The sequence below is a fragment of the Cellvibrio chitinivorans genome, from assembly GCF_035117775.1.
GTDB lineage: Bacteria > Pseudomonadota > Gammaproteobacteria > Pseudomonadales > Cellvibrionaceae > Cellvibrio > Cellvibrio chitinivorans.
Window position 1 is genome coordinate 296 of sequence record NZ_JAYKKN010000012.1, and the last position, 12163, is coordinate 12458.

At 46.4% G+C, this 12163-nt stretch carries 7 protein-coding genes; 2 read left to right on the forward strand and 5 right to left on the reverse strand.

Translation table 11 applies throughout. The annotated features are described in order from the left end of the window. Both SPL68_RS17930 and SPL68_RS17935 read left to right on the forward strand, forming a co-directional pair. Window positions 1-1991 (forward strand): tandem-95 repeat protein (locus tag SPL68_RS17930; protein ID WP_323816546.1); only part of this gene is annotated, 1991 nt, incomplete at its 5' end. 59 nt (window positions 1992-2050) lie between these two features. Further along, window positions 2051-2380 carry a hypothetical protein gene (locus SPL68_RS17935; protein WP_323816547.1) on the forward strand — a complete coding sequence of 110 codons (330 nt, stop codon included), beginning with the start codon at window positions 2051-2053 and terminating at the stop codon, window positions 2378-2380. A 29-nt stretch (window positions 2381-2409) separates the two neighbouring features. On the opposite strand, the gene SPL68_RS17940 is transcribed toward SPL68_RS17935, so the two are convergent. The 5 genes from SPL68_RS17940 to ydiJ form a co-directional block, all read right to left on the reverse strand. After that, window positions 2410-4323 carry a bifunctional diguanylate cyclase/phosphodiesterase gene (locus SPL68_RS17940; protein ID WP_323816548.1) on the reverse strand — a complete coding sequence of 638 codons (1914 nt, stop codon included), beginning with the start codon at window positions 4321-4323 and terminating at the stop codon, window positions 2410-2412. Between the two features lie 63 nt (window positions 4324-4386). Beyond that, window positions 4387-5094 (reverse strand): transglutaminase-like cysteine peptidase, encoded by a 708-nt coding sequence (locus tag SPL68_RS17945; RefSeq protein WP_323816549.1) that lies wholly within the window; start codon window positions 5092-5094, stop codon window positions 4387-4389. A gap of 157 nt (window positions 5095-5251) precedes the next feature. Continuing rightward, a complete protein-coding gene (locus SPL68_RS17950; protein ID WP_323816550.1) occupies window positions 5252-5971 on the reverse strand; it encodes a GntR family transcriptional regulator in 720 nt (239 codons plus the stop codon). Between the two features lie 453 nt (window positions 5972-6424). Continuing rightward, window positions 6425-9010, reverse strand: a complete 2586-nt coding sequence (locus tag SPL68_RS17955) for a DUF349 domain-containing protein (RefSeq protein WP_323816551.1) — start codon at window positions 9008-9010, stop codon at window positions 6425-6427. Between the two features lie 42 nt (window positions 9011-9052). Next, a complete protein-coding gene (ydiJ, locus tag SPL68_RS17960; RefSeq protein ID WP_323816552.1) occupies window positions 9053-12106 on the reverse strand; it encodes a D-2-hydroxyglutarate dehydrogenase YdiJ in 3054 nt (1017 codons plus the stop codon). Between the last annotated feature and the right edge of the window lie 57 nt (window positions 12107-12163).

Genomic DNA, 12163 nt, shown 5'->3' on the forward strand with positions numbered 1-12163 from the left:
ACTCTTTTGTTGTCACCATCAGCGATGGCAACGGCGGTACTACCACCAGCACCGTGACTATCGGTGTAACGCCCGTGAACGATGCGCCGGTTGGCGTTGCAGACAGCATCTCCGTCACTGAAGGTGGAACGGCAACCGTTTTGGTTGGTGGTGCAACCAGTGTGCTGGTTAATGACTCTGATGTAGATAGCGCTATTCTTTCGGCTGTTCTGATTACCGGCCCAGCCCATGGCACCTTGACGCTCAATGCCAACGGCACTTTTAGCTACACCCATGATGGTAGTGAAACTACTAGCGACAGTTTTACCTATCGTGCGAATGACGGGGCTACAAGTGGCAATATCGTGACGGTTAACATAGCGGTGACCCCGGTAAATGATGCTCCGCAAACTAATCCAATAACTGCGACTGGCGATGAAGATACCCGGATCACTGTGGTGCTTACCGGGTCGGATGTTGATGGCACTGTGGCCGGTTTTGTTATCAAAACCCTGCCGGCCAATGGCACTTTGTACACTGATGCGACTATGACCACGCCAGTGGCAGTGGACACGCTGGTCAGCGGCCCTGTGTACTTTATGCCGGGCGCCAACTGGAACGGATCCACCAGCTTCACCTACGCCGCGCAAGACAATCTTGGCTTGGTGGATGCAACCCCTGCGACCGCCACCATCACTGTGAATGCAGTCAACGATGCGCCACCAGTAGCAAATGATGACCCCTCGGCTAGCTCATATACTTTCGGGCTTCGTGACGGTCAAAATCATTCTTGGAACAATTCATTCATCAGTTCAATGACAGCTACTGGCGGAACCTTACTCAGACCTGGTGTAAATGGCGTGACAAGTGCCGATGGTGTGACAGGTGCGATTGGTGTTGCAGGAACGGGCAGTACTATCGAGCTTGATGATGAAATTCAAAATGGCGAATACATTACCATCTCATTGGCCGCACCAGTAACAAGCGCTAGTTTTGGCTATGACAAATTGGACTTTACTCCAACATCTGAAATAGGTTTGTGGATTGCTTATCTGCAAGGTGTAGAGGTCGGTAGAGGAAATTTCACTCAAGCTGATGCAACCCGTAAGGGAATCGTTGAGATCAAAGATAGCTCTGGCAACGCCATTGCTTTTGATCAAATTAGATTTGATACCGCCACAACCGGTTCCGATTATGTCGTCACTTGGCTAACCGTTGGGCGCACTGCGGCAACTGTCCAGGAGGGAATGAGTATTCTTGTCCCTGCTAGTGCTACTAGCGGTGTGTTGGCGAATGATTCAGATACGGATGGTGGATCTTTAACTGTAGCTTCCATACGTACTGGAACTGAGACAGGTGCAGGAACTGATGGTGCAGTAGGTGTTGCCTTGCAAGGTACTTACGGCAAGTTAACACTGAACGCTGATGGTAGTTATAGCTATGTGGCAGACGATATTTCTACGTTGAATCCCGGTCAAATCGTAAAAGATTATTTCACTTACACCGTATCCGATGGTCAAGGTGGTAGTGATAAAGCAACACTGACAATTTCGGTCTTTGGTGCAACGGGAGTTTATGGTACTTCTGTAAACGATACTCTGACTGGCACCAGTAGTGCTGATTTAATTATCGGTGGTGCTGGAAGCGATGATCTAACCGGTGGCTTAGGTGCTGACACCTTTAAGTGGAATTTGGGCGATGATGAACTTATATTTGGCTTGCCCTCAACAGATATCATTCGGGATTTTTCCCAGACGCAAGGCGACGTTTTACAGCTATCGGAACTGTTGCAAGGTGCGGATGGTTCGAATCTCACAGATTATTTACATTTCACTTATGATGCAGCTCAAAACTCCACAACAGTGCACATTAGTAGTGATGGTCGGTATGACTCTGGCTACAATGCCAGTGCGACAGATCAAAAAATTGAGCTTAAATCAGTTCAATTGACGGGTACGGATCAAGACATTATTAATCTGTTGAAGTCATCAGGTAATTTAATTACTGACTGATAAAGTCGGTGAGAAAAAATCCCGCTTCTCTAAGCGGGATTTTTTATTGAGGACATTTTATGTTTGTAAAACGAAATTCAAATGGCGACATTATCGCGCTGAGCAAAATAGCTGATGGCGAAATAAAAGAGTTTATCGCTGATGATGCCAGTGAACTTGTTCAGTTTCTGAAAGGAGATAAATCTGCTGAACAGTTTGCATTGGAGCAAACTGACCAATCGATGGCACGGGTAATGGAGGATGTGGTCAGCTTGTTGGTAGAGCAGGGTGTTATTCGCTTTACTGATTTGCCCTCAGTTGCGCAGGATAAATTATTGGCGCGGCGTGAATTGCGTGGCAAGCGTCAGGGTATTCAGTTGTTGGATGATGGCGATAATTTGCACTTATAAAATTTTACTCATCTGTTAAACACCAACCCCTACACAATGTAGGGGCCAGTGAAACCATCAAGTCCAATTTTGATTAGCGCTTGTCGCTCCTCTTCGCTAATCACCCCTTCTGCGATCATATCGATTCCCAACGAATGACCAAGTGTGCTGAGACTTTGTACAAAAGTTTGGCTGCTAATGTTAGTGTGAATATCGCGAATGATTGCACTATCAATTTTCAAATAATGTAAACCCATCGCTTGCAAATTACCAAACTGGGTGAACTCCAAGCCTACATGCTCCAAACCAATTCGGCAGCCAGTGCCGCGCAAGCGCGATGTAAATGCGCGTAATTCATCCAAATGGCGCAACATACAAACCTCTGGGAATTCCAGCCACAAATGTTTTGCGTGTTGCGGAGCATTCAATAAGAGTGAGATTGCTTGTTCACGGAAATTAATACTACAGAGTGATGCAGCAGAAATATTGATTGCGAGCGGAGCGGGTGATTGCGCCGTTTGTGCGAGAGCTAATTTAAGTACGGTTAAATCGACTTCGGTCATTAGCCCCAAACGTGCAGCCCAAGGCATAAAGTAACCGGCTGGTCTTAGTTCATTATCAACTTCCAAACGCACAGAGGCTTCATGATGAAGTAAATCGCCAGTGTTGGTTCGTACTGGAAATTTTGCCAATGCAATACGCTGTGCTGTTAAGGAATCAGAAATGGCTGTGCGCCATTCGTTGAGATTGTGTTGTGCATATTCAGTTTGATTGTTGTCCAATACAACTACTGCGCGATTACCTTTTAATTCTGCCTGCGAAAGTGCACCATCGAGCTTGTGCATAAGCTCATTGCGTTTGTCGCTACTATTGAAACTGCATAAAGCAAGCGGTAGTGCAGCTTTATCGAAGCCACCTGCTGCAAGTTGAGTGCTTAACTGTTGCGCGAGATCATTGCTAAAAATTGAGATAGGTGTATCGGTTGGAACCAGCAAAGTAAAATCACTGCCGTTTAAGCGCCCTGCAAAACTGTGTGGGTATTTATCTTGTGTATCGCTAAATACACCGGCTATCGAGCGCAATAGCTGATCAACTTGCTGGTGCCCCAGCTGGCTGTTGAGTTCGATCAGATTCATTATGCGTGCAATGACGATAATGCCATTGCCTTGTGTGTCATCGCGGGTTAATTGTGCGTCGAGTAGATTTAAAAAGTGCGTGCGATTTGCCAACCCTGTGAGGGAGTCGGTTTGCGATTCTCGACGTAAAACCTCCAACTGCCGCGCTTCTTTGTCGAGCATTTGTTTTACTCCCTGGGAGAGAGTATTCATCGCGCGTACCAAACGCTGGAATTCTTTGGTTTTAGGTTCTTCCGAGGTAATAAAACGACGCTCGCCTATAGCTTCAGCTTGGGTGACAACCAAATCCAATGGACGTGAAATATATTTTAAAATCAAACTGCCAATAACACCGCTTAACAGTGTGGCAATAACAAACCATTCCAATAAGTCGCGCGTGCTGTGCCAGAGCGCTTCCAGTGCATAGCGTGAATGACTTTTTATGACCAGTGTGCCCGCTTGTTGCCAACCATCTTGTACCTGCGCAATACCGGGCTCGACGTCAAAGTTAATTTGTTTTGCAAACCAGTCGGGTATTTGATCGATGTCTGAATTGCTCGCTTCAAAGTAACGCGCAACTATAGGTTTTTGGTCTGCATCCTGAAAAATAATGTATTCGTAATGGCCTGCATCAAATTGTGCATTAATGAGCAGCTCTAGCGTAACGGGATCTTTGTCCGGCATTTGTGAAATCGATAGCGCAAGTGAATTGGCGTTGTCGATATTTTTTAGGCGCAGTTGTTCTTGCAAATAGGTTTTAGCAGTGATGGTACTGATCACAAAATTACCGCTGAGTACCAGTAGTAGCAGCGCGATAATGCCAATCCACAATTGTTTAATTAGTGACATGGTAATTGCCTTTAGACTTCATCATTTTTGAAATTGTATGCTGTTTGATTTTGTTCACCCATATCAAAATCCTTCTTCTTTTACGCGCGCCAACAGATCGCGCCAACGTGAGAGGCGTGCGGTAGGGTCTGCTTGGGTCGCCTGATTACCAACCCACAAGCCTGCACTGTTAAAACTGAAAACCGGGTGTAAATCACTGCGTTTATTGGCAGGGTCGATAGAGTTAACCAAACTATCAAGAATCAGCGGAATAGAATTAGGGGTAGGGTAATAACCCAGCACCATATGTGCCTGTGAAACTCTACTTTGCGGCCCGCCGATTTGCGCTTTAACGTAGATGAGGCGTAGCTGTTCATTGGGTACACCAAGCTCAAGCAGGCTGAGATATTTGGCGATGGTGTAATCTTCGCAATCTCCCGCGCGCATCCCCATGGTTTCTAATGGCGTCGCCCAGTAATCACTTTTTTTCCATAAGATACTGTCTTCGGTATAGCGAATATTGCGATTAAAAAACTGATTCACCTGCGCCAGTTTTTCTTCATTTGTCAATGAATTCGCGTTTTCCAGCATGCGCTGCCAAGCACTGAGTAATGCTACACCGTCATTTCCATAACGTGCAGACATGGTGCTTTGCAATTTTTGTGGGTTGATGTCGGCGCTGACAAGTAAGGAGGTGCTTAATAACAAAAGCAACCATTTATACGGCAACAAAAATTTGCTGTTGAAGTGGAGAAAAAATGTATAGCGATAGAAAAATTTAAGCAGAAACATGATGAGGTTCTGCCGGAGAGATCAAAAAGGAAAATCGGGTGGTGTTATAAGGCATGAGCGCATATGGGTAGTGTCAGCATGCCTTGGAGTATAGTCAGTGATAAGTAAAACGCACTGATATTTTTGAGGTGTATCCGTCGTAGTGGACTTTGAGTAATCAGATAAAGTATTCAGGGTGTTCTTGCGGAATCAATTCCAAAATGGTGTAGACATCTTTCAGATGAACACTCATCGCGGCTGCAGATTTTTCAGCAGAGCCAGCCTTAATTGCCTTGGTAATGGCAGCATGCTGATTAAGGATGCGCTTGTATTGGCCACTGACATGCAGGCTCAGATTACGCACGCGATCCATATGGGCTTTTTCAGCCTCAATAAACATGGCGACACGTGGGTACTGAGTATAACTCGCCAGAGTTTGATGAAAGCTGTCATCAAGGCTTTGAAAGGCGAGGGCATCGTCATCGGCAGCGGCTGTTTTTTGGTCTGCGATAATTTTTTCACAGGCGTCTACTGCATCCAAGCGAACACTTTCGTCTTCATTTGTCGCCAATTGGGAGACTACTGCAACCTCCAGAGCCTCGCGAATAAAGCGTGCTTCGAGGATTTTTTCCATGCTGAATTTGGAAACATAGGTTCCGCGCTGGGGTAAAACCTCAACAAAACCAATATTGGATAATTGAATCAGCGCTTCACGCACCGGTGTGCGGCTTACACCAAATTGCTGCGCCAATGCAGTCTCGGAGATCATTTGGCCAGGCAGCAGCTCCATGCTGATAATCGCATCGCGGATAAAACCGAATATTTGGCTGGCTGCCGGGCGGTCATACGATAACCCTTTGGATTCGGGGCGCATGCTAATCAAAGGCTGTTTGGCCACTCTGTATCTCCTGAAAGTATTCAATTGGTTAATTATCTGCCAAAAAACATTATTAGTAAAAACTTATCCAGTAGTGGAATTGGTTTTTTTGAATCATAAAGTCATTTTGACAAAAAGCTTGACCGACTAGTATGCAAGGCGTAGGATTTGCTCAATGTTCACTGCACTATCGACAGGGTAGTGAGCAGGGGTTGTGTTTGACCTTCTTCTGGCGGAAGTGTTCCGCCAGTTTTTTATGTGTTTGATTGTGTTGATATACGCTTTTGTAATGGCTCGTTAGGCGGGCAGTGGTTTGCAAAAGAGTGTTTTTGTTTAGTTGTTTGACCTCTCCTTCTTGGCAGTCACTGAATCAGTGGCTGCTTTTTTTATGCACAATAAAAAACGAGCCGGGTATAAGCCGGCTCGCTGATGATAAAGAAGGTTGAGTGTTGTTGGTCGATCAAACTACAGTTTTTATGCTAGCGAACGGCTTTTATTAAAACGCGCTAACAAAGCATCGTAAGTTGCGGTAGGAATGCCGCCCAATGCAATCCACTCTTGTATCAATGGCTCGAATTGACTATCGCGTTGGCCAAAAGCCTGTTGCATCTGTTGTACCTGATACGCCATACGCGCCTGCTTGTCTTCTGCAGGGCTTTCTTGTCCTGCCAAAATTTCAGCGCGAATAGTCAGAGTTTTTAATGCATCGATATTAGTTTGCTGGATCTCACTGGTGATGTTATCGGCTTTAGCCAAACGTTGCTGAACCGCATTTAAGCTACCGCTAGGCCAGCGCGAAACACTATTGATGAGTGCTTCTAATTGTGATTTTTGAGTGTTTAACGCTTCCTTATCTGTTTGAGCAATTACTGCTAATTCGTATTCACGCATTGCATTGAGTGCAGCAAATAAATCTGTCCAACTCTGCGTTTCTGCTTGATTGCGAGCACTGTCGCGTGTGGCTGCTATGGCCGCAATGCTGGCGTTAAACTTATGTTGCAGTGCTTTTGCCGACTCTTTGGGTAATTCCAGAGCAGCAAATTTGGCTTGAAGTGCATCTATGTCGGATTTTGCAGCATTTAGCTGTTCAAGTGTCTGCGCAGCATATTGATTGAGCTGGGTAAGTAAATGTTCAGCTTGCGTAATGACTGCTTGACGCTGTTCTTTGGCGGCTTCAAAAATTTGGTTGCGCTGTGCAAAAACCGCATCGCAATGGCTACGGAATTCCTGCCACAGCTGTTGGTCTTCTTTGTGCCAGCTTTTGCCAATGGTTTTCCATTGTGCTTGCAATTGTTTGATGCCGTCTGCAGCAGCGCGAGTATCGCTAGCGCCAACAAAGGCTTGAGCCTGCTCGATTAAATTGGCTTTTGCGGCTTTGTTGCTTTCGTATTCGCCGGTGATTTTGCTAAACAGCTGTTCCATTAATGCTTCGAACTCTTTTTGCAAATCATTGCCTGCTTTGCGTGGTACAGGCCAATAAGTTTGCCATTCGGCGCGCGCGGTTTTCAGTGTTTGCTCAACGTCTTTCCAGACTGCATTGGTGAAGTCATAGCCATTCAAATACTGTTGCAATTGGCTGACCAGTTCACGGCGTTTGTTCAGATTGTTATCGCGCTCTGCTGCTTGGACTTCAAAGAATTCTTTACAGGGGGCGTAAGCAACTGCAGAGGCTTGCTGGAATTGCTGCCAGAGTTCGTCATCCTGTTGCTGCACGCCTTTGCTAACTTCTTTCCAGCTGTCTTGTAGTTCATGCACCTTGGTTGCGAGCGCTTCAGGGTTCATATCGCTGTTGGTCAGCGCTTGCATCTGCGTGATCAGCGCTTCTTTTTTCGGGGTAACGGCAAATTCATGCCAATCGCCCAATTTAACTAGCTGTGCTTCAAAATCATCGATTTTACCTTGGACGCTCTTAGGTAAATCCAATGCCTGCTCAGCCAATTGTGCACGTTTTTCTTGCAGCTCTTTCTGAATGGCGCGCGCTTTACGAACAAAACCTTGTTCTGCTGCCCATAAGCCTTTGCGCGCTAGCTCGCTGAAATCGCGCAATGCGTTTTTTGCGGCTTGTTCGGTTTGGTGGCGCTCAGCCCAGATAGCATCAAGTTTTGCTTTGGCCGTGCTGAGAGTTTCTGGCAATTCATCGCCAAAGTCTTTTGCTGATTTGATCAGCTGTTGTAACTTTTGTTGAGCGTTTTTAACGATGTCAGAATCTTCAGCTTGTTCGAGTTTTTCGGTTAGCTGCTGAACCGTGCCAGAAGTTTTAATCTGATCGATCAAGTTAAGTGTTTGCTGTTTGCGATGCTCAAATTCTTTGGTGAGTTTATCCAGCGGCAATTGGCGATTGGCAGCCAAGCGCACAGCGTTGCTCAGTTCCTGAATTTTTAATTCGTAATTAGCATTGATCAAATCATCGATATGGCTTGCGCGATAAATATCATTGGCCAGTTTTTTCAGGCTGGTATAAGCATCTTCAGCCAGTGCTAGCGCTTGAGAATCCAGTGCTTGTTTTTCTTCTTCATCGGCGATGGCTTGCGCTTGCGCTTGAATCTTGGCTTCGCAGGCGGCAAGTGCGGTTTGGTAGCGGGATTGGGCGATGATTGATACTTGCCCAAGGCTTTCCCATTCAGTTTGTAAAACTCCTAGTTTTGCTTTGAATAAAGCATCGGCCTCAAAGTTGGCGTGGCGTTCTATTTTTTCGCAAATACGTTCTGCGTTGGCTTCCAATTCTGCAATTTTTGCATCTTCGGCTTTGAAGACATCCAGTTTGGCTTTTACGATTTTGAATACGTTTTTGTCTTTGGTTTTAACGATCTTAGCCAGTTGTTCAAGTGAATCACGATTATGAATTTTCTCGGCAGCAGCTTGGCGCAGTTGACTGGTCGCACCTTCACTTGCCAGTTTGAGCAGTTCGCTTTCATCGTTTGTTTGCTCAACTACATCCAGCGTTATTACTGGCTTTGGCGCCTTGGGTTCTGCAACCGGAATAGGTGCGGCTTTGATAGGCTCAATTTTTGTTTTTAAAGCAGAGGGTTTGGCACCAAACAGTTTGCGTAAAAGTTTCATAGTCGTGGCTCGTCAGTCAGTGAAGGTCGTGTTGATCAAAAATTACAGGGATTGTTGCAATAAAATCTGTACCGGGTGCGGCAGTTTTTCGTTATCTATGCGTTTAACCTGGCTGCGGCAGGAATAGCCTGTTGCTGTGAGTTTTCCTGCGTTGGCAGGATTATTTACGACCTGTGACCAGGAAAGTGCATAGATTTTTTTCGAGGTTTCCAGATTGCTTGTCTCATGGCCATAGGTACCTGCCATGCCGCAGCAACCGGTTTCGATTACTTTGAGTTGCTGGCCAAGCTTGTTAAAGATTTGTTGCCAATCTTTAACGGAACTAACCGCATTGGTTTTTTCAGTGCAGTGTGCGAGCAGTGAAAAATTGGCACGTTTGAATTCGCGTGATTTTTCGTCGAGTTGACTGCTCTGCGTTGCTAGCCATTCTTGAATCAGTTGCACCTTGGGTGCATTGTCGCCCAATATTTTTTTGTATTCAGCGCGATACGCCAACGTCATCGCTGGCTCAATACCAATTAAAGGAATGCCAGATGATGCGAGGCCATTGAGTTGGGTTGCATTAACGTCGGCAGCTTTGGCAAAAGCCTTCAAAAAACCGTGCACTTGCAGTGGTTTTCCATTCGGCTTGAAGGGTGCGAGCAGTGGAACAAATCCGAGTTTTTTGAGCAGGGTGAGTGTGTCTATCACCAGTGGCGTTTCAAAATAACTGGTGAAAGCATCTTGCACCAAAATAACGGCTTTGTTTTTTTCAGCAGCGCTAAACTGCGCGATGTTTTCCAGGGTTGCGTAATTGACGCCCAAATTTTCAGCAGCTTTGTGCAGATTAATGCCCGTGAGCAAAGGGCTATCTACCATGCCGATAAAGCGCGCCATAAACGTCTGCATGAATTTGGGCTTCATCATGATGTTGTAAGCCCAAGGCATTTTAGCGAGAGTTGGAATCATAAATTCCAAGCCGCCGATAAAATAATCTTTGAGCGGACGCAGGTAGCGGCTGTAGTAAAGCTCTAAAAATTTAGCGCGGAATTCAGGTACATCTACTTTGATCGGGCACTGGCCAACACAGGATTTACACGCAAGGCAACCCATCATGGATTCATGAACTTCATGTGAGAAGTCGTAATCGCCTTTGCGTTTGCTTAGGCTATTCATCGCACGTGTCGGCAAATTAAAAATAAAACTGGCGCGTTTGAGTTTTTTACTTTCTTCCACGGCATTGATGCCGCGCTCGCTCATTTGTTTGAGCCATTCGCGCATAAGTGACGCACGGCCTTTAGGGGAGTGTTTGCGCTCGCGTGTACCTTTCCAGCTGGGGCACATGGCATCGTTCGGGTTCCAGCTGTAGCACAAGCCGTTGCCGTTACAGTGCATGCCTTCGCTGTATCCTTCCCATACTTGCACCGGGATTTTTCTATCCACTTGCCCGCGTGTTGCTACTTCATCGATTTTTAAAAGATGCAAGTCAGCTGCGGGAGTGGCGATTTTCCCCGGGTTTAATTGATTGCGTGGATCAAAGGCCGCTTTGATGCGTTGGATTTGTGGATACAACTCGCCAAAAAATGCCGGAGCATATTCCGAGCGCACCCCTTTGCCGTGTTCGCCCCACAATAAACCGTTGTATTTTTGGGTCAGGGCGACCACGCGATCGGTAATGATGCGCACCATTTTTTCTTGTGCGGGATCTTTCATGTCCAGCGCTGGACGCACGTGTAATACACCGGCATCAACATGGCCGAACATGCCGTAGGTGAGTTTGTATTCATCGAGCACTGCTCGAAATTCGGCGATAAAATCGGCGAGGTTTTCTGGCGGTACTGCTGTGTCTTCTACAAACGGAACCGGGCGGATTTCGCCTTGGACATTACCAAGTAGGCCTACTGCTTTTTTGCGCATGCCCCAAATTTTATTGACGGCATCGTTGCCCCATGCGACCGAATAGCTGATGCGCCCAGTGCTGGAATCTTGTGTTGCTTGATCGAGCAGGGCGGTTAATTTTTTTACATCAGCTTTCAATTCATCTTCGGTGTTGGCTGTGTATTCAACCAAGTTAATACCTTGAATTTTTTCGCCGCTTTCAGGTGCCGGGAAAAAATCAGAAACGCTATGCCAGACAATATCGTTCATCGCCAAATTCAAAACTTTTGAATCGACGGTTTCAATTGAAGTAGGTTCTGCTTTCATCAATTGAGTGGCATCGCGCAGGGCGACGTTGAAGTCGCGATAGTTGACGTTGATCAGTGCGCTGAATTTGGGAATGGGCAATAAATTGATTTTAGCTTCGGTGATAAAACCGAGCGTACCTTCACTGCCGCACAAAATATTGTTGAGGTTAAAGCGACCTTGTTCATCGCGGATGTGCGCGAGATCGTAACCGGTAAGGCAGCGATTTAATTTGGGGAATTTGGCATCGATGAGTGCGTGATGCTCACGTTGAATCGCATCGATGATGCGGTGTACATCGCCCACACGGTCTTCGCGCTTCCAAAGTTCTTCCAGTTCGGTCTCGTCGATCGCTTTTGACGTCCACTCTGTGCCATCGAGCAGAACGGTTTTTAATTCCAGAACATGATCGCGGGTTTTACCGTAGCGGCAAGAACCTTGGCCGGAGGCATCGGTATTGATCATGCCACCGATAGTGGCGCGGTTACTGGTAGATAGTTCCGGCGCAAAAAATAATCCATGGGGTTTGATCGCTGCATTGAGCTGATCTTTGACCACGCCGCATTGCACGCGCACCCAGCGCTCTTCGGTATTGATCTCCAAAATCTGATTCATGTATTTGGATGTATCCACCACCAAACCATCGGTGAGCGATTGGCCATTGGTGCCTGTGCCGCCACCGCGCGGGCTTAATACTACCGATTGATATTTGGTTTCCTGGCTGAGTTTGGCAATCATCACCAAATCGGCAGTGGTGCGAGGGTAGAGCACGCCTTGTGGCAGAACTTGGTAGATGGAGTTATCCGTCGCCAGTACCGTGCGGTTGGCATAGTCAGGGTTTAAATCGCCACCAAAGCCGCGCTCACGCAATGCGTTGATGAAATTCAAATACAGGGCTTGGACGGGAGAGGTTTGATCAATACGTGGAATCATGGAGTATCACAAATCGGCTGCTATTTACTGGCGCGCATTCTACTCCTATGAATGCTT

Coding starts and splice junctions, on each gene's coding strand:
- SPL68_RS17935 (WP_323816547.1), top strand. CDS start 2,051: ATGTTTGTAAAACGAAATTCAAATGGCGACATTATCGCGCTGAGCAAA.
- SPL68_RS17940 (WP_323816548.1), bottom strand. CDS start 4,323: ATGTCACTAATTAAACAATTGTGGATTGGCATTATCGCGCTGCTACTA.
- SPL68_RS17945 (WP_323816549.1), bottom strand. CDS start 5,094: ATGTTTCTGCTTAAATTTTTCTATCGCTATACATTTTTTCTCCACTTC.
- SPL68_RS17955 (WP_323816551.1), bottom strand. CDS start 9,010: ATGAAACTTTTACGCAAACTGTTTGGTGCCAAACCCTCTGCTTTAAAA.
- ydiJ (WP_323816552.1), bottom strand. CDS start 12,106: ATGATTCCACGTATTGATCAAACCTCTCCCGTCCAAGCCCTGTATTTG.